Genomic DNA, 18,275 nt, shown 5'->3' on the forward strand with positions numbered 1-18,275 from the left:
ACAAAAACTCTGGATGACATATCATCCAGAGTCACCGTGTTGTCAGTTGCTAATTTTTCGCGACAATCACCTGAGCCATCAACTCACGACCCGCTTCGAAGGCAGCGTAGTTTGCTGCCCAGATAGCCGGTTTCGGGCTGACGTTCTGCAACGCCTGATACCAGAGTTCCGCCGGGAAATCGGCAAAGGCCGAAGTCGCGGAAAGCGCACCCATCATCACTACATTGGCACTGCGACCGCTCTCATCACCCAGGGCCAGAGCCTCTCCCAGCACATCCACCTCAAGCACAGTATAACCTGAAAGTGACTCAAGAATAGATTCGTAAGCTGGATAGCTCGATTCATCCACGCCATATGGGAAGACCCTGGTTCCGGCAAGCAGAACGGTACCTCCAGGCTCAAGCATGGAGAGAAAGCCCGGTCGCAACACCTCGCTCATCTCCATGGAGACCAGACAGTCCGCAGTACCTGGCAGGAGGTTTGGCGAGCAAGCCTTACCGCAGCTGAAAGTCGAGATTACCGGCCCACCCATCTGGGCCATACCATGGGTCTCACCTTTCACGATATTGGTGTCTCCATAACCGGCCAGGAAAGCGAGTTGGGTCAATACACGGCCAAAGAAAAGGTTTCCCTGACCGCCCACACCGCGAATGGCAACTGCCAGCTTCTCCGGCAGGGTCAGATCTTTAGCATTCGGAAGCACTATGTTTTGGGGTGGTTCAGCAAGATCAACCTTACCCTGCCCAGCGCTTTGTACCGCTTCGGCCGGGGCAAGCGCCCCTACCGGGCACATCTGGGCACAGGCCGAGCCCTGGCTTACGCATCCGGAGCAGATGTTATTGTACGATGGCAGGCCATCTTCATCCGCCTGAATACCGGGACAGACCTGGCAGAGGCCGCACCGTTTACACTTTTCCTCATCCACCATCATTTTGGTGTTAAAAGAAGCTTTCGGCATCCGGCGAATACAGGTTCCGGTAACCACCAGGGTGGTAAAGCTGCCCTTTTCAGCCTGCTGCAGCACTTCGGTCAACGCCTTCTTGATCGCCTTGCGGTCATAGCCGTTCACCACAACTATCTCCGCGCCATGGGCAGCAAGTGATGATTGCAGGTTAAATATATTTTCCTCACCGGCAAAGTTGGTCGGCGATGTCGGACCAGGTTGGCCACCGGTCATGGCCGTCCAGTTATTATCTAGAATAACTTTTACCCCCGGGATCTTCCGAAAGAGGGTATTTCTGGTGGCATCCATACCGGAGTGCGTCTCGGTACCGTCACCGAGAAGAGAGATACATTTGCCGACTTTTTCCGGATTGGAGAGCACATAACCGGCACGATTCGCCTCCGATGCTCCCATACAGAGGTTGGTATCCACCGCATCCATAAAATAGAGCAGGGTATTGCAGCCGATATCACCAAAAACCGTCTCGAGCTTCTTGCGCTTTTTCATCAGCCGCACCTCTTCCCCGAAGAGACGGTACGGACAACCACCACAGATCATCGGCGGACGCATCAACGGCTGGGCCGCAGGAGGTGTAGCCGTGGCAATCCCGAAGCCAAGTTTTCTCGCGATCATTTCCGGGTTCCACTCGGTGAGAGTATCATATTCAGCCTTACCTGTTACCTCCAGGCCTTTGCGCTCCAGCTCATCCTGCAGATAGCGATAGCCATCCTCAATCACATATACCGGTCCGTCGATGGACTGGCAGAACTCATTGATCAGCTTCATCGGCAAAGGAAAGGTGAAACCGAGGGAAAGGATATCAAACTGCTCGCCCAGGGAGTTCTGTACCTCACGCACCATCATATCGCTGACGCCATAGGTGATGATGCCGATCTTGCCGTTGCCCTTGTCCCAGGTATTAAGGGGGCTGTTCTCCACCATCTCCACCAGCGCAGGCATGCGCTCGCCGAGCACCTTGTCGTAATCCTTTCTGGCTGTTACCGGTAAGGTGTTGAAAGTCTTGAGGGGCACCTCGATTTCAACTCTGTCGCGTTTTTTCAGCTCAGAGAGACGCACCAACCCCTCACTATGACAGAGAGTGCCGCTGGTCATGATCACCACCGGGGTATGAAAAGCACGTCCGACATCCGCCGCCAGTTCCGCCGCGCCATGCAGCTCCTGGTGATTTCTCGGCTCGTACACCGGCACAAAGCAGCTTTTGATAAATGGCCGCGGGTCAACCAGATGCTGGGTGGAACTCGGGGTGAAATCAGAGGCCAGATAATAAACCAGGGCCCCGCGCTTTTCGTTGAAAAATGCGGAGCTTGCAAATGGATCACCGCCCTGGAAAAGCCCTGGGATCTTCATGGTGACTACACAGTCATTACCCGCCAGCGAATGGCCATGGCCCATAGCCACTGCGGCCGCCTCGTTGACCGACCAGCCGACGGTGATCATATCCTGTACATGATTCAAGCCCTTGTCGATAACCTCGGTGCTCGGTGTTCCAGGATAACCGTCAACAGCATGAATACCGCTACGCACACAACCCACTGCAAAAGCAATATTACCCTGCAACACGGTTGCCTCACCCTCTCCCCTGGTACACAACTGCTTAATCTGATTCATTATTGACAACACCCCAAATTATGTGATTTATACGTATTTACACCTACCCTGAACTTCTCATCGGTTCAGGCAGGATTCGCTTCGAAGTTTTCTGCGACAAATCATAGCAGACTGTTTTCGCAACACAAGACCAAGGCAGATGAGGCGCATAAGCTGACCTTTCATGAGCAATTCCGGCCAATCACGACATTCTTCCCAAACCCTGGCTGCAGTCAACTACACCCTTTACCAACAGGCCGGACCACCAGCTAGTGCAGACCGTTCTTTAACGACAGGTCCCGAAAGGTACTGGAAAACCAACCATGGTTGCTATATTTTTATCGATTTTTCTTACCCCAAGGATGGTAATTTGAAAACAGGCTCAGCGTTTTGCGGAAAGTGGATAACAGATGGGGAGCGCTGAACAGGCAGCTGCCTGTCAAAGCGCGGTGACTGGACAACACGACTGCCCCCTTGTTTTTTCGTGGTCTCCCTTCTTAATCAGGCGAATCAACATCCCGGGATCTGAATGAGGTTAGCCCGGATCTCTCACGAGCATTTTGTCGTTATGAATTGAATAAAGCAGCAAGCCATAGAACTGTCTCCCCCCGGACAAACATTTGCCAATCTGCCACGCCTCAGACCTCACTCCTCACCTTTTCAAGTCTGGCGCTATCAATTCTTATCCATCTTGTACCACTCTTCTCTACCATACAGTTCTTCAATGCAGACCGGGCAGATTCCATGGCTGAACGACACATCTGAATGTCTTTGCAGATACGCCTCAAGCATTTCCCAGTAACCGCTGTCGTCCCTGATCTTTTTGCAGTTGGTGCAGATGGGCAGAATGCCTTTCAGAGTCTTGATCTCTTCCAGGGCAGTCTGCATTTTGGTGATATCGGAGTGGATACCCACAATATTGCCTGCCGCAGTTCGCCGCTCACGAATTTGCAACCACCTTCCGTCATAGAGTTTTAATTTAGCATCAATATCGATCGGATAACTGGAAGCAGCCCTGGCATATAACATCTCTATATCTCTTTGCGGTGTATCCGTAGAAACAGCATTCCTGGTGCGCCCTATTTGCAGTAACGCCGAGCGGGGTGTTCCCCGTTCCGCCTCCAAATCTGTAAAACGATAGTTTTTCTTAAAATTCTCATTGCATAAAAGAAGCCTCTGATCTTTATCGAACAGCACAAAACCTTCAGAGATATTGTCTACCGCATCCCGCAATTGCTGACTGGAGCGTTCCACTTCTTTGTGAACCATTTGTAATTGCTCAGATATTTTTTTATTCTGAGCAATCTCCCTGTTGAGCAACACCACTTTCCAGAAGTTCATGCGTGATAATCGCTGGGTCTTTCGTGTTGTAAAAAAGCCGACGCCATTGGCGAGTGAAATAAAAATTGCCACTCCGGTGATATCAAAAGGTTTCGATTGAATAGCGACCGCCATCACTCCCAGAAGGAAGAATGTCAGGAATAGACCGAGGAAAAGTTGATAGCTCAGGCGGAGCGGGAAAAAACAGTAGAAAATGACCACCATTATCACGGTGATCAGTTGATGAATTTGTGCCTCCTCTATTCTGTAATACGGCACCAGGCAAATTACTGCCGATACAGCAAGAGCAGCGATGAGCATTGTTATGTCAATCAACCTGTCTGATTGCAGGAAAGGGGTGAACAATGCGGCAGCCAAACTCACCCCACCCGCAATTAGGCGAAGGACCGCAAGCTGATAGAATTCAGCACAAACACCCAGATAAAGATAATCAGCAACAATAGTGGCCCAAAAGAGCAAACCGCCCAGAATTGCGAAAAAACGAAGAGCTCTCAAACGTTCGGTTCGGATGCTGGCCGCATAGTCCTTTTCGATTTGCGGGTCGGCAAAAGTCGCCCCGAACCAGACAAACAACGGTTCTGTATACGCTGGATCAGTTCTGGTTTCTGTATTCATTTCAAGCACCCCTGAAAAGGGTTTCCGGCCGGCACACAGCACAAGCAAAATTGATAACACGACATCTTCACAACAAACCAAAACCAAAAAACAATGGAATGATAGTTTTTAGAATCTACCACAAAATAGGAATGCAAACAGAAAAATCAGATATTATGCTTTGTTATGCGACAAACATATAATCATGAGACAGAATCATTCGGCATAGCCCGCCCAAAAATAACACTGCTGTGCCGATAGCTAAAAGAGCTTGAGCTGTTTTGATGCAACTGTACAGGCTTTATCTGTTTTCACCTTTTTCACAGATGGCTTGGCATCATACCTGCCAAGAAGCGAGGGGGACGTGGGATCATGTTCGGAGTAATTTCGTTGGGCAACGTTGAAGCTGCTGGTCGCATAGCAATAGCTGCAACCGAATAGGCAGGAGTCGTACATACCGATGTCACGACTTACCGCGCAACCGCATTCTGTGCGCTGAGATGGATCTTTTCTGGCAGAGACACTAACCTTGAAGACCTTTCGTATCAGGTCATCATCAATACATTTACCGGGAGATACCCCCAAAGATTCCAGGTTCATCTTTTCAGCACAACTCAGCAGCCTTATGTCGTGTGATCCGGCCATTCGCATCAACTCAGCAACGAGGGGTTCAACCTCCCTAAACCTGATATTGCCTGAGTGATTCACTGTTATGTTTTTTTGTTTGAGTTCATCAATACGCCGCGATGCCTTCCGGTAGAAATCGACGAAGCTGATAAAACAACGTTTGGTATACCCGGCAAGTTTCCCGGCAATTCTGCCGAAATTGTCGAGGTGGTAAGAAGCCGGGGTAATATTGCCCAGGACGATCGGATCATAACGCCAGATCACCCGCTCAGGGCCTATCTTGTCGGCAAGCTCTTGAAAAACAGCCAGCGCCTTGTCAACTTTTGGAGAATAGGGGTCTATCTCCCCTGGATTGTTCACCAGAGTAAACAGGAAATAGTAGTTCAAGCCCCTCCCATCCAGCTCTTGCAAATGGGCCAGAAGTGGTTTGGGGTTACGGGTCCAGAATACTATCGCGTCTACATCTTCGGGCGATAGCGAGATATACGAAATTTGCTTTCGGTTGAACGGGTTGGGCACCGCGCAATAGCCTGCTGCGATTCTGTTGATAAACCATTGGGAATAAAAGGCGGGGATATCCGTTCTACGGCTTGCGCTGATAATCATCTGGTACCAGATTTGAGATTGTGAAACGGGGCCAGGTCTTGGATTGAGACTTTTCGCTATTCGCAGATATTATTTTGCTTACTGTCGAATAACGCAAGCCTATGTGTTTTTCAATATAACAGTAACCTGTCAGGGCATTTCCTGCCTCTTCGAAACAGTTCGAGATTTCTTTTACGATTTTTTTGGCTTATTGCAAAACCACCTTTACAACTTACCGTAATTGTATATGTAGCCCGGCTCTTTAAGGCTCAGCCTAACTGGAATTCGACGAATACTGCGATAAATGATGCAATGAATACTCTGATAGATACTTTGACACTACGTGGAGGAAAAAATGGAAGATTTCCAGCTTTTAGCTGACCTGCATTTACGGCAAAAACGTCAGGGACCGGGGGGAAGCGCTGCAACGAAAATGGCAATTGATCTGGCCATGCTCGATCCCTCCGCACCACTCAAAATTGCTGATATCGGCTGCGGTACTGGTGCTTCTACTCTCGATCTTGCACGCCGGCTCAATGCGGAAATCACCGCGGTGGATTTTCTGCCTGAGTTTATCAAGAAGCTTATCGCAGATTCAGAAAAAGAAGGTCTAGGTGACAAAATAACCGCCGTGGTCGGTCCAATGGAAAATCTGCAATTTGAGGATGATGAGCTTGATGTAATCTGGTCGGAAGGGGCAATATACAACATTGGTTTCGAGAAAGGAGTTAATGAGTGGCGTCGTTTCCTCAAGCCGGAGGGGATACTGGTGGCATCTGAGCTTACCTGGATAACCGGTGATCGACCAAATGAAATCCAGGAACATTGGAACACTGAGTATGCTGAGGTGGATACAGCCTCGGCCAAGATTAAGGTTCTGGAGGATGCCGGCTATTCTCCGGTTGCCTATTTCTTCTTACCCGAGCATTGTTGGTTTCAAAATTATTACGGTCCCTTGCAGGACAGTTTTGCCGAATTCCTGAGGCGTAACGCAAACAGCGAAAGTGCCCAGGCAATAGTTGAGGCAGAGAGAAAGGAAATCGCTCTTTATGAGAAATATAAGGGGTATTACAGCTATGGGGTCTATATAGCCAAAAAGTTGGGGTGAGACCTGACAAATCAGGAATAACACGCTCAACGCACCTCAAATTTTATGTGAAATTTCAGGCACTTTGACACGATTGAAGTCCCAGGCGCCCTCGCCGAGCCAGTCCTTGAGCATTTTGAGATGATTCTGGCGCTCTTCATCATCGTCACCAAGATATTTATACATGTTCCCCGGCTTCTGATTGTCTAAACGGTGCAACATCCCGCCTGTTGCCGGCCATACCACGTAGCTTATGAAATGAAGGTGTCCATCCAGGAACCGACCTCCCTCCTCCTATCCCCTGCCAGTCTCCCATCTTTGTACTCCGGAGTGTCACTACCATGACAATCGAGGCAGCGTTGCTCCAGCATTTGCTGAACATCCTTACGCCAGGTGAGTTCCTCTGCGGCTACTGGAGAGACGAAAAATGCAGCAATCACCGCAAACAACGGGACAAATTTCAACATTTCGAAATCCTCTCTAACTATTTGATTTTTCCGGTTCAGCAAAACAGGCTCGGCTTTCAGGTCAATTATTGTTTGATCCTTTCATCGTAATACCTGCTGCTCCGCCAAGGTTGTCAGCTCTGTAAAGGCATCAACAACATGCAAATCGTAGTGGGTTCTTCCTGCCTCCCTGTATGGTCAGAGAGACTGTATAATCAGGACTTTATACTGTTAAACTTTTAACTAAGCGCCCGAAGACACAAGGGATAATTGAGACTGGAATGCTTTTAAAGAGTATTAGTGCAGAACACGTTCCATTTGTGAAATGCGCCGATGATTTATCCCGGAAAAAGAGATGGGCAACCCTTGAGTTGCGTATCTGCCGGGTATACAAATACAATTTAGCCTTCTTCGCTTATACTAGCCTGGGTGTACGTACCATTACTCAATGTCCTGGCAGGACCGACACCTCAATTGAAGGCCATACTCCATTGCTGCCATGTTGCCCAGCCCTCTATCTTTCTGTATAATTTTACATAAAGAGCGTCAGGGACCAGGAGCTATTCGGCAAACCCTAACATCATAAAAGAGTCCGTAGTCCTTAACCTTTGGGGGCCTTGGAGGGAGGAGTGTTGCACTTATTATCTGAATTCAGCCTTCACCTTTTTGAGTTATACTTTCTCAAGACCTGCGAGAAGTCGTTTTCGTTCTCAGCCCAAAAGTGGATGATTTTCCTGCAGGTGGTCAAATGTTTCATCCTTTCATCCGGAGTTCGTCCACTTTGAGGTAATCCTCCTATGAATCGCCCTCTCTCACTTTTCTTTTTTTGTACGATCACGTTTGCACTGTTTATAATAAATTCTGCGCTCGCAAAACCACCCGTACAGGTGATTATCAGTGAAGTTGTAGCAAAAGAGTTCGGGGATAAAATAGAGGCACTGGGCACATTACGAGCCAATGAATCTGTGCAAATCACCGCAGCGGTGACGGACACCATCACGGTCCTGCATTTTGAGGATGGGCAGAGGGTGAACAAGGGGGATGTGCTTGTTGAAATGACCAGTCAGGAAGAGCACGCCCTTCTTGCAGAGGAACAATCGAGGGTGGCAGAGGCTCAAAAGCAGTATGATCGGCTGAGTACACTAGTCGGCAAGGGGGTTACATCTACATCTGAACTCGATGAACAGCAACGGGAGCTTGGCACGGCCCAGGCGAGATTGCGGGCAATTGAGTCGAGACTTCAAGACAGGCTGGTTCTTGCGCCGTTTTCAGGCGTGGTAGGGTTGAGAAATATTAGCGTCGGCGCTTTAATTGAGCCGGGCGACATGATAACTACCCTGGATGACGACAGCGCAATGAAGCTGGACTTTACAGTACCATCCATTTACCTGGCGTCGTTATATCAGGGGCTTCCGATAGAGGCGAAAGCGGCAGCATTTTCCGACAAGATCTTCACCGGTAAGGTCAGCAGCATTGATAGCCGAATTGACAGCTCGACCAGATCAATAATCGTTCGCGCCCTTATCCCTAATCCGGAAGAGCTTTTGAAACCCGGGCTGCTGATGAATGTTATCCTGCTGAAAAATCCCCGATCTGCTCTGGTTGTGCCCGAAGAAGCCCTGGTTCCTGTGGGAGGGAAAAACTTCGTCTACGTGGTGGACCCTTCACAGGAGTCCCCGCGAGCGGAACACCGCCAGATTCAGACTGGCCTTCGCAGGCAGGGAGAGGTCGAGGTTGTGGAAGGTGTGCGGGAGGGTGAATTTGTCATCACTCATGGCACAATCAAGGTGCGACCCGATCAACCCGTCTCCGTTATGACCACAGAAAAAGGGAGTGAATCGCTGAAACAGTTACTCTCAAGCGGAGAGGATTGAGGCCAGCCATGATACTCTCAGACATTTCCGTCAAACGCCCGGTATTCGCAACCGTGCTCTCATTACTTCTCATGGTTTTCGGCCTTGTTGCATTCACCAGCCTCCCTCTTCGTGAATATCCTGATATCGACCCGGCTGTAGTAACTGTTGAAACACTTTACCCGGGAGCCTCAGCCAACGTTGTAGAAACACAGATAACTGAACTGATAGAGGAACGGATTGCCGGGGTAGAGGGAATTTTTTCGATTTCGTCGAGCAGTGAGGACGGCGCGTCGAGCGTAACCGTGGAGTTTACCACTGCAAGAGATGTTGATGATGCCGCTAACGACATAAGGGACAGGGTATCAGGTATAATCGACGACCTGCCCGATGAAGCCGACCCGCCGGAAATAGAAAAAGTTGATTCGAATGATGATGTCGTCATGTGGCTGAACCTCACCAGCGACCGGTTATCCGTCCCTGAGCTCACTGACTATGCGGACCGCTATCTGGTGGACAGGTTTTCGGTACTCGATGGCGTCTCAAGGGTGCGACTTGGTGGTGGCCAGAGTTTTGCCATGCGTATCTGGTTAAATCGAAACGCTATGGCGGCACGGGAAATTACCGTAAGTGACGTTGAGCAGGCTTTGCGCCAGGAAAACCTTGAACTGCCCGCAGGGGCAATCGAATCAGTCGAACGCAGCCTGACTGTCCGAGTCAATCGCACCTTTCAGAGCGCCGCGGATTTCGAGCGATTAGCGGTTACGCGGGGGGAAGATGGATATATTGTGCGTCTTACCGATATTGCCCGTGTAGAACGGGGTACCGTCGAGGATCGTACTTTTTTCAGGGGCAATGGCGAGGCGATGATTGGTCTTGGTATCATCAAGCAGTCAACGGCGAATACCATAGATCTGGCCCGTGCGGCTAAGGCTGAAACCGAACGGATCAATTCCGCCCTGCCGGAAGGGATGGTAATACTGCAGAGTTATGATACTTCGGTTTTTGTTGAAGATGCCATCGCTGAGGTTTACAAAACCCTACTGATTGCAATCGGCCTTGTTTTCCTTGTCATTTTTCTTTTTCTGGGCAGCTTGAGGGCAACCATTGTCCCTGCCGTGACAGTTCCTGTATCAATCATTTCCTCTTTTATCGCTCTCAGCGTTTTCGGCTTTTCGATAAACCTGCTGACATTGCTGGCACTGGTGCTGGCCATCGGCCTGCTGGTGGATGATGGGATTGTAGTATTGGAGAATATTCACAGGCGGATAGATGAATATGATGAGACACCGCTTGTTGCAGCATATAAGGGGACACGCCAGGTTGGTTTTGCGGTCGTAGCAACCACTCTGGTGCTGATCGCAGTCTTTGTGCCCATTGCATTTCTGGAGGGTGATGTGGGCAGGCTCTTTTCTGAATTTGCCCTGACCATGGCTGCGGCTGTTGCTTTTTCGAGCGTTGTTGCCTTGAGTTTTTCGCCCATGCTTGCCTCGATTTTGCTCAAAAAGAAGAGAACAGATGACGTCAGAAAACCGTATATCGATCGATTTTACAGATGGATACGAAGAACCTACCGCAGGGTACTGAAGCTGTCGTTGAAGCGACCCGGCATCATCCTCACGCTCTTTGCAGCCTTGATAGCTGGTACATATTGGCTGTTCATCAACATTCCGACTGAATATGCCCCGAAAGAAGATCGCGGAGCGTTCTTTATAATCGTCAACGGCCCGGAAGGTGCGACCTACGCCTACATGAAGGAATACATGGATGAGATCGAGCGACGACTTATGCCGCTCGTGGACAAGAACGAGGCAACCCGGCTACTTGTGCGTACTCCACGATCGTTTTCCAGTTTTGCAAATTTCAATACCGGCATTGTTATCATAGTGCTGAATCTTTGGAGCGAACGGCGGTCAGCGTGGGAGATAATGGATGAAGTGCGTGGTTTGCTGGCCGGTTTGCCGGGGGTGCGGGCCTTTCCTGTGATGCGCCAGGGGTTCGGCGCGTCAATTCAAAAACCGCTGCAGTTCGTAATAGGCGGAGGAACCTACCAGGAACTGGCAGAATGGCGCGACATCCTGCTCTCTGAAATATCGGCCAATAATCCTGGGCTGATAGGCCTTGACTATGATTACAAGGAAACAAAACCCCAGCTCCAGATCGACATTGACTACGACAGAGCGGCAGAGTTAGGTGTCACAGTGGCCTCTATCGGCAGAACCCTTGAAACCCTGTTCGGTTCGCGTAGGGTAACGACCTATATCGAGGAAGGGGAGGAGTACGATGTGATTGTCGAGGGGGAACGTGACAGGCAGCGAACACCCGCAGATCTTGAATCGGTATACGTTCGCTCACAGCGAACCGGACAGCTTATCCCTCTCTCAAACATGGTGTCACTCAAGGAGTTTGCCGATTCCAACACCCTCAACCGTTATAACAGGGTGCGGGCCATTACCCTGGAGGCCAATCTGGCTGACGGCCTGGTTCTGGGGGATGCCCTGGATTTTCTGGAAAACCTTGTGCGTGAAAAGCTGCCGGAAAAAGTGCTGATCGATTATAAAGGAATCTCAAAAGATTATAAAAGCTCATCCCAGTCGATTGTCTTTGTCTTTCTGCTTGGTCTGGTGGTTGTCTTTCTTGTGCTGGCCGCTCAGTTTGAAAGCTTCATTCATCCATTGGTCATTATGCTTACCGTGCCGTTGGCCATGGCGGGGGGCTTACTTGGACTGTACCTGAGTGGCTCGACTCTTAATCTCTACAGCCAGATCGGGCTGGTCATGCTTATCGGGCTGGCTGCCAAAAACGGTATCCTGATTCTGGAGTTCATTAATCAGCTCCGCGCCAGCGGCTATTCCTTTTATCGTGCCATTCTGCAAGCTGCCGAGGTGCGATTGCGCCCCATCGTCATGACGGGGATTACCACTGCCGCAGGCGCAGTACCCCTGATCCTCTCCAGCGGTGCCGGTGCGGAAACCCGCATGGTAATAGGTATTGTTGTTCTGGCAGGGGTGTTGACCGCAACCATTTTCACCCTTTTTGTAGTCCCTGTGGCTTACAGTCTTTTAGCCGGTAAGACCTCGCCTGCCGACGAGCGTGCCAAGCGTCTTGCTGAGGAAATGGCTGCAACCAGATAAAATAGACCACACCTCTTTCTTGTACCATTTTTTTTGTGCTACAGTCATATCAACAACCCTAACCTGGAGGATGTTCAAATGAGTGCGCCGCCGACCGTTTCCCAAGAACTCAAGGATATGTTGAATGATGCTATCGCCCGCGAAATTTCCGTCTCAATTTCGTACATATGGCAGCATGTGCTGATGACAGGCTTACAGGGCTTTGCGGTGAAAGGTGAGATCAAGAAAATCTCGATAGTCGAGATGAAACATGCCGAAGAAATCGCAGAGCGACTCGTTTATCTGGGGGGCATGCCAACAACAAAACCCACCCCGATTACAATTGGGGAAAACCTGGAGGAGATGCTCACCATCAATCGGGACCTTGAAGCGGATGCCATTGAATTTTACCGGGACATAGCCGACAAGGCTGAAGAAGAGGGAGATATGGTCACGGCCGATATGTTTCGGAGGATACTGGCCGATGAAGAAGAGCATCACGATACTTTTGCGGGGCTTCTGGAAGCGTCCTGAGTTAAGAGTGATCAGCTCTCGAATCTAAGTATCCATTCTTTTTTAGATACACTGTTTTCTTACTGCCGAATAAGTCAGGCTTTTGTACATCGATATCTGGCTATGCATGCATCCTGATTGGAAACGATTTCAGACAACACGAAAATTCAAGGCCCGACCCCGACCGCCGGCACAGTGAAGGCTTGAAGCGTCCTCCGCGTTTGGGCAGCAGTGACGGGACGCCTCTTTAAAAAAGGAAAAACGGGCAGGCAAACATTCTCCCTGTTCACCTGCCCGTTTTTCAATGGCTATGTCAACTGTAACCGCTATTACTGTTTGTAATTGGGGTATTCAAATGAATGGCAGCCGGCACACAGAGGCTTACTTTCCTGATGCTCACCATGACATTCCATACAGGGGACATCCTTGCCATAATGCAGGTTGTTATGCGGGTTCTGCCATTTCTCGTCTGCCGGTCTGGCGGTAGCCTCCACCAGCTCATCACCATCATGGCACTCAAAACAGGCAAAGTCTGCCGGAAAGGTCTCCGGCTTCGCGTTGTTATGACAGGAATCACAGGATTCTCCATCATAGAGATCAGCATGATAGCTTCTTCCCTTGGTATCGCCAAACTGCTTCAGGGTCTCCCCGGCAAAAACAGATCCGGCTACGAAAAGAGCGCATGCCGCTATAAGTACAATCTTCAGTCGTGTTTTCATAATACCTCCCAGTCTTCGTCTATCACGCTTTCATCATGCTTCTGGCCGCCGTCATGCCCATGACCATACAGTCAGGTATCGAGCATCTGCCAAGACGGCTGACACCGTGCATTCCACCGGTTACCTCGCCCGCCGCATACAAGCCCGGAATAGGCTTCCAGTTATCAGAACCGATTACCCGGGCAAGCACATCGACCTTGGCACCGCCCTGACAATAGTGCACTTTCGGCCAGTTCCGGATCACGACAAAAGGAGCTTCGATATATTTTCCTTTCGCTTTTTCCATCGGTTTGCCGAACTGCTCATCCACGCCGGACTTCACGTATCCGTTGTACTCCTCGATCTGGGCTTTAAGGGGCTCGATCGGCACCTTGAAGTGCGCTGCCAGCTCCTCAACAGTGTCAAATTTCCAGCCGACACCATATTTCAGCACCTTTTTCATGGTCGGGTGCTCTTTGGCATGCTTATAGCTCGTAATAGTAATTGGCGGCAGCGGGTTACCAGCATCATCACGACAGGCCAGTTGCGCATCTGAACGGGTCTTGCGGTCTGCAATTTCGTTCATGAAACGCTTGCCCGTCCTGGTGAAGACAGAGATGGAGTGGGCAAAATTATAAATGGAATAGTTGGAAACATAGCCGAAGCCGTCTTCATCGGGGGATGCCCAGGGGCCGGTCTGGATATAGGCCATGTGGACTGGTATCGCGCCCGCTTTGAAGAGTTCCAGCAAGGCCTCACCGGTTGCACTCGGCGGGTTGGTTGAAGGAACCTCAGCGGTCAGAGTCGGATCCTGAGCCTGCCTGAGACCAACGTTGCGCGCAAACCCGCCGGTTGCGATCAGTACGCCGCGCTTTGCCTTGATGTTTACCGGAGAGCCTTCCGTGTCCCGACCGAAATAATGGCCCTTCAGGATTTGTACACCAATCACCCTGCCTTCTTCGTCATGGATGAGGTGATCGAATTTTGCCCGGGTCACCATCTGCACCCCGAGTTTCTTACACTGCTGAACCAATGGCTGCACGATACCGGCACCGCTGGCACTGGTTGTCTGGTAGGTACGTGGGACCGAGTGACCGCCAAGCTGCTGCAGATAGGGGAAATATTCGCTCCCCGCATCCAGGGTCATCCGCAGAGCCTCTTCCGCATGTTTGGCCACATGCAGCAGGAGGTCTTTGTCAGCAACACCTCGCCCGGCCTTCAGCTGGTCTGCCGTCATGGTCTCGGGTGAATCCTGCACTCCTTCTTTTTTCTGCAGTGGTGAAGCCGGTACGGCAAAAAGGCCGCCATTGTAGGTTGAGTTGCCTCCGAAATATGGCATTTTGTCATACACCACAACATCTTTTGCACCGAGGTTTCTGGCCTCTATGGCAGCTGCCAATCCGGCAAAGCCACTACCAATGATTACAATTTCATGCTCTTCAGCCCACACAGTGGAACTCTCTGCGGCCACGGCTTTCAGTGCCGGGGCTGCAATAGTTGCCGCCCCGACCATCCCCATCCCGGCCAGAAACTTTCTGCGATCTGGTTGATATTCGTTTGTCTTGCCCATACTTATCCTCCCATGAAGTAATTATTTTCCCGGCCCGGCTTATAATGACCTTCATAACCCGGACCGAAAATCACCTGTAGAGAGTGAATGTATCGCGCCTGACGTAATGAATGTAGGGGAGGTATCGGGGTATTATCGGGTAAAAAAACATACCCGATAATAGTTTGTATTTGTTGTTTTTACCCAGCAGCAAAGGCTCTCAGTGCATTTCCCGGCAAACATTTTTGCCGGCTATTCGCCCGAAGACAAGACATTCAACCACAGAGTTGCTCCCAAGCCGGCTGGCACCGTGGATTCCACCGGTTACCTCGCCTGCAGCATAGAGCCCCTCTATAGGCCGACCGCTTTTGATATGCACAACTCTGGATTGGGTATCTATCTTGATCCCGCCCATGCAGTAATGCACTTTGGGGAGCAGGCGAATAGAATAATATGGCGGCTTTCCGATAGGCTTGAGCCCTGCCTGAAGAGGCTTACCGAACTCGGCATCCCTGCCATGCTGCAAATAAAGGTTATACCTCTCCAGGGTTTCCCGCAGGGCTTCCAAAGGGATCATGTTGTAGGTCGCGAGTTCCTCAATCGAGTTGAACGCCTTAACAACACCGCGCTTCAGGCACTTCTCCAGAGTCGTTGCATGGCTTACCCCTTCGGAGTCGACAATGGCAACAGGCGTGCGGTCATTCATCAGCATCGCATCCGTGCGGAGTCGTCTATCCGACGTCTCGTTGACAAACCGTTTTCCGGTATTGGCATCCACCATGATGCCGTAGGGAAAACCGGCCAGCAGGGTGAACATGGAGCCGACTCCCCATCCCTTCTCATCAAAAGAAGCCCACGGCCCGAGCTGTATCCAGCAGAGTTGCAGCGGAGAGCCGCCGATCCCCATGGCGGCGATCAATCCCTCGGCTGTGGCACCGCTGTGATTGGTTGTATCGACCAGGTGTGTCAGCCTGGGATCTTGAATGGACCTGAAGGAAACATCGCCACCAAAACCACCGGTAGCAAGCACCACCCCTTGACGGGCACGTATATACTGCAATGTACCGGATTCTTCATTGGGATGATAATACCCCGCCTGAATGGCTACTCCGGTGACTCGGCCGTCGGGAGCCTGCACAAATTCGGAAAACCGGGCCCTCATTCGCACTTCTATACCAAGGTGCCGACATTTTTCCAGCATCGGTTGAATGATGCCGGAGCCCGTACCCGTTTTGGTGATATACGTTCTCGGTACCGAATGCCCGCCGAGCTGGTTGAGGTTATCTTTATAGGCAACGCCAAGGTAGTCTATGGTCCACTTCAGTGTTTCCGAAGAGTTTGAAGCAACAACATGGGCCAGTTCCGGATGGTTGAGTTCCATTCCTGCTTTCAGCATATCCTCAAGCATCAGCTCCGGCCTGTCTTCTATGCCATCTCTGTGCTGAAGCGGTGATCCGGCCGCCGCAAACAGTCCACCGCTGATCGCAGAGTTCCCGCCGGGTATACGCATCTTTTCAAGAACGATCACCTCACTGCCGCCGAGCCTCGCTTCCAGCGCCGCCGCAAGACCGGCAAAACCGGAGCCAATGACGACCACATCATACTCTTCAGCCCAGGAAATACCTGCCTCGCCTTCTTGCACTTCATCCATTCCCATATACATACTACAAACCCCTGTCTGCCAAAAAAGTGTGTAGATTAATTTCTTTTCCCCGCAATCCCAGTTTTTTGCGAATGTTCTTCCGGTGCGTCTGAATCGTCTCGAATGACAGATTCAGGGTGTCGCAGATCTCCTTGCCGGTCAATCCCGCCTTGACGAAGCGACAGATGCGAAGCTCGGTTTTACTCAACCTGAGGAGATCTCCATCGAGAGCCTGGGAAAAATCCTCGGTGAGAGAAATCATCTGCTCCTCCAGCATCGACAAATAACCGGAACGCCATTCGTCATCACGCTCGTTCCTGATACGCGAGAGAGTTGGCAACAATGAGTTGCGAATTCGCAATGAAAGGTTCTCCTCAAATTCCTTTTTCTCTTTCTCTATGGACTTGAGCACATTACGAAGAGTCAGATTCATCTCTTCAGCATGCTGCTTTTGCTCGACAATCCGTGTTTCCAGTTTTTTCTGCTGGGTTATATCTGAGACCACTGCTGTCTCATAGTTAATTCCACAATGCAAGTTGTGGCGAAAATTGTGTTTTTCCTGGTTTGTCAGGCGGCTTTAACAAGTCAGCCAACGGTCTTCTTTCAAAAATGTTCAATTGCAATAGCCTGAGCAGTTGCGTGAGCGATCCTTTGAATTTGGCCATGAATTTAAAATACGACAGCATTAGATAGACACAGAGGGCAATCCATAGCTGTGTAAGTACTGCGTTTTCAGATGTTCCAAGAAACGTCTTCACTTTTAGTTGTTGCTTGATCCACTTAAAGAACAGTTCGATTTGCCAGCGTTCTTTATAAATTGCAGCAACCTCTGATGCTTTGAGTTTCCTCGAATTTGTCACAAACTGATACTCAATGCCCGTTTCTGGATCAACATAGATAATCCGTCGAAAAGTGAACTGATATCCTGGAATTTTTATCTTTTGGTCTTCAAGAACATCAGGAGAATCGGGTTTACGTCGGTTGCCGTAGCGATAGACTTTTGCATTACTTTTAAGCCGTGTTACGAACGTTATTTTGCGTTTGTCGAGGGTCTCGTACCAAGTGTAATCGGTGAACCCTCGGTCAAAAACTACACAAGAACCGGCAGGCAGGTTAAGAGATCGTGCCCATTCGATTTCATGTTTTTTGCCCTCCGTCATATCCATGAAGACTGGAAGATAGCCACTTGCATCAAGGCCAAAATGCAATTTCATGGCACCCTTGGTTTTGCGGTAGTTAGCCCACGGAAACACTGAGAGACAGAGATTGACCATCGTTGCATCGAGTAAATAAATTTTACCCTTGAACTTGAACCTATGCTTCGGAGCATTCGCCTGGCACTTATGCAAAAGCTGAAAGAACATGGCTTTGAAAGTCTCATAAGGCTGTTGCTCATTGACACGAGCCAAGGTGGCCCGACTAGTTGGCCTCATACCCAAATGATACAAACGAGACTTTTGAACGGCCAGGTTGCTGACTAAGTCACGAAGGCTCTTTCTGGAAGTGAGTTGGGCTATAGTCATGGCGAGAAACTGGCTCCATCTGTTGAAGGAGCGAAACTTTTGTCCATGATGATGCTTTCTTGCCAGTTTCTCAAAATCATGTCTTGGGAAAAATGAAGCAATCTGATTTAGGATTGTGCTAGAATGAGCCATGGCTCGGATCTCCTTGTTATT

Annotated in this window: 12 protein-coding genes and 1 pseudogene; 4 read left to right on the forward strand and 9 right to left on the reverse strand. The window is 50.0% G+C overall.

All coding sequences use genetic code 11. The annotated features are described in order from the left end of the window. Positions 1 to 49 precede the first annotated feature (49 nt). The 3 genes from FCL45_RS01360 to FCL45_RS01370 form a co-directional block, all read right to left on the reverse strand. A complete protein-coding gene (locus FCL45_RS01360) occupies positions 50 to 2,572 on the reverse strand; it encodes a 2-oxoacid:acceptor oxidoreductase family protein (RefSeq protein ID WP_136795512.1) in 2,523 nt (840 codons plus the stop codon). A gap of 654 nt (positions 2,573 to 3,226) precedes the next feature. After that, entirely contained in the window at positions 3,227 to 4,507 is a 1,281-nt protein-coding gene (locus FCL45_RS01365; RefSeq protein ID WP_136795513.1) for a PAS-domain containing protein, read from the reverse strand. 240 nt (positions 4,508 to 4,747) lie between these two features. Next, positions 4,748 to 5,719, reverse strand: a complete 972-nt coding sequence (locus FCL45_RS01370; protein ID WP_136795514.1) for a DUF1848 domain-containing protein — start codon at positions 5,717 to 5,719, stop codon at positions 4,748 to 4,750. A 334-nt stretch (positions 5,720 to 6,053) separates the two neighbouring features. Between FCL45_RS01370 and FCL45_RS01375 the strand changes: the two genes are divergently transcribed. Next, positions 6,054 to 6,806, forward strand: a complete 753-nt coding sequence (locus FCL45_RS01375; protein ID WP_136795515.1) for a class I SAM-dependent methyltransferase — start codon at positions 6,054 to 6,056, stop codon at positions 6,804 to 6,806. A gap of 36 nt (positions 6,807 to 6,842) precedes the next feature. On the opposite strand, the pseudogene FCL45_RS25145 reads toward FCL45_RS01375, so the two are convergent. After that, positions 6,843 to 7,252 (reverse strand): annotated as a pseudogene (locus FCL45_RS25145) (hypothetical protein). 776 nt (positions 7,253 to 8,028) lie between these two features. Here FCL45_RS25145 and FCL45_RS01385 point away from each other — a divergent pair. The 3 genes from FCL45_RS01385 to FCL45_RS01395 all read left to right on the forward strand — a co-directional run bounded on the left by FCL45_RS01385 (position 8,029) and on the right by FCL45_RS01395 (position 12,731). Continuing rightward, positions 8,029 to 9,105, forward strand: a complete 1,077-nt coding sequence (locus tag FCL45_RS01385; protein ID WP_136795517.1) for an efflux RND transporter periplasmic adaptor subunit — start codon at positions 8,029 to 8,031, stop codon at positions 9,103 to 9,105. An 8-nt stretch (positions 9,106 to 9,113) separates the two neighbouring features. Further along, positions 9,114 to 12,218, forward strand: coding sequence for an efflux RND transporter permease subunit (locus FCL45_RS01390; RefSeq protein ID WP_136795518.1), 3,105 nt, complete (start codon positions 9,114 to 9,116; stop codon positions 12,216 to 12,218). 78 nt (positions 12,219 to 12,296) lie between these two features. Further along, positions 12,297 to 12,731, forward strand: coding sequence for a ferritin-like domain-containing protein (locus tag FCL45_RS01395; protein WP_136795519.1), 435 nt, complete (start codon positions 12,297 to 12,299; stop codon positions 12,729 to 12,731). A 308-nt stretch (positions 12,732 to 13,039) separates the two neighbouring features. Here FCL45_RS01395 and FCL45_RS01400 read toward each other — a convergent pair whose 3' ends face one another. From FCL45_RS01400 to FCL45_RS01420, 5 genes are all read right to left on the reverse strand, one after another. Then, positions 13,040 to 13,429, reverse strand: coding sequence for a cytochrome c3 family protein (locus tag FCL45_RS01400; protein WP_136795520.1), 390 nt, complete (start codon positions 13,427 to 13,429; stop codon positions 13,040 to 13,042). A gap of 22 nt (positions 13,430 to 13,451) precedes the next feature. Then, positions 13,452 to 14,978: a flavocytochrome c gene (locus tag FCL45_RS01405; protein WP_217907639.1), complete on the reverse strand. Its 1,527-nt coding sequence runs from the start codon at positions 14,976 to 14,978 to the stop codon at positions 13,452 to 13,454. Positions 14,979 to 15,177: 199 nt separating this feature from the next. Then, entirely contained in the window at positions 15,178 to 16,620 is a 1,443-nt protein-coding gene (locus tag FCL45_RS01410; protein ID WP_136795521.1) for a flavocytochrome c, read from the reverse strand. A 1-nt stretch (position 16,621) separates the two neighbouring features. Continuing rightward, positions 16,622 to 17,104, reverse strand: a complete 483-nt coding sequence (locus tag FCL45_RS01415; RefSeq protein WP_136795522.1) for a helix-turn-helix transcriptional regulator — start codon at positions 17,102 to 17,104, stop codon at positions 16,622 to 16,624. A 13-nt stretch (positions 17,105 to 17,117) separates the two neighbouring features. After that, positions 17,118 to 18,254: an IS4 family transposase gene (locus FCL45_RS01420; protein WP_176359988.1), complete on the reverse strand. Its 1,137-nt coding sequence runs from the start codon at positions 18,252 to 18,254 to the stop codon at positions 17,118 to 17,120. Between the last annotated feature and the right edge of the window lie 21 nt (positions 18,255 to 18,275).

Origin of the sequence: Desulfosediminicola ganghwensis (assembly GCF_005116675.2) — a bacterium.
Lineage (GTDB): Bacteria > Desulfobacterota > Desulfobulbia > Desulfobulbales > Desulfocapsaceae > Desulfopila > Desulfopila ganghwensis.

What these genes read in the sequence shown, in the direction of transcription:
- FCL45_RS01405 (WP_217907639.1), bottom strand. Translation starts at nt 14,978, where the DNA reads ATGGGCAAGACAAACGAATATCAACCAGATCGCAGAAAGTTTCTGGCC.
- FCL45_RS01400 (WP_136795520.1), bottom strand. Translation starts at nt 13,429, where the DNA reads ATGAAAACACGACTGAAGATTGTACTTATAGCGGCATGCGCTCTTTTC.
- FCL45_RS01395 (WP_136795519.1), top strand. Translation starts at nt 12,297, where the DNA reads ATGAGTGCGCCGCCGACCGTTTCCCAAGAACTCAAGGATATGTTGAAT.
- FCL45_RS01365 (WP_136795513.1), bottom strand. Translation starts at nt 4,507, where the DNA reads ATGAATACAGAAACCAGAACTGATCCAGCGTATACAGAACCGTTGTTT.
- FCL45_RS01390 (WP_136795518.1), top strand. Translation starts at nt 9,114, where the DNA reads ATGATACTCTCAGACATTTCCGTCAAACGCCCGGTATTCGCAACCGTG.
- FCL45_RS01410 (WP_136795521.1), bottom strand. Translation starts at nt 16,620, where the DNA reads ATGTATATGGGAATGGATGAAGTGCAAGAAGGCGAGGCAGGTATTTCC.
- FCL45_RS01370 (WP_136795514.1), bottom strand. Translation starts at nt 5,719, where the DNA reads ATGATTATCAGCGCAAGCCGTAGAACGGATATCCCCGCCTTTTATTCC.
- FCL45_RS01420 (WP_176359988.1), bottom strand. Translation starts at nt 18,254, where the DNA reads ATGGCTCATTCTAGCACAATCCTAAATCAGATTGCTTCATTTTTCCCA.
- FCL45_RS01385 (WP_136795517.1), top strand. Translation starts at nt 8,029, where the DNA reads ATGAATCGCCCTCTCTCACTTTTCTTTTTTTGTACGATCACGTTTGCA.
- FCL45_RS01360 (WP_136795512.1), bottom strand. Translation starts at nt 2,572, where the DNA reads ATGAATCAGATTAAGCAGTTGTGTACCAGGGGAGAGGGTGAGGCAACC.
- FCL45_RS01375 (WP_136795515.1), top strand. Translation starts at nt 6,054, where the DNA reads ATGGAAGATTTCCAGCTTTTAGCTGACCTGCATTTACGGCAAAAACGT.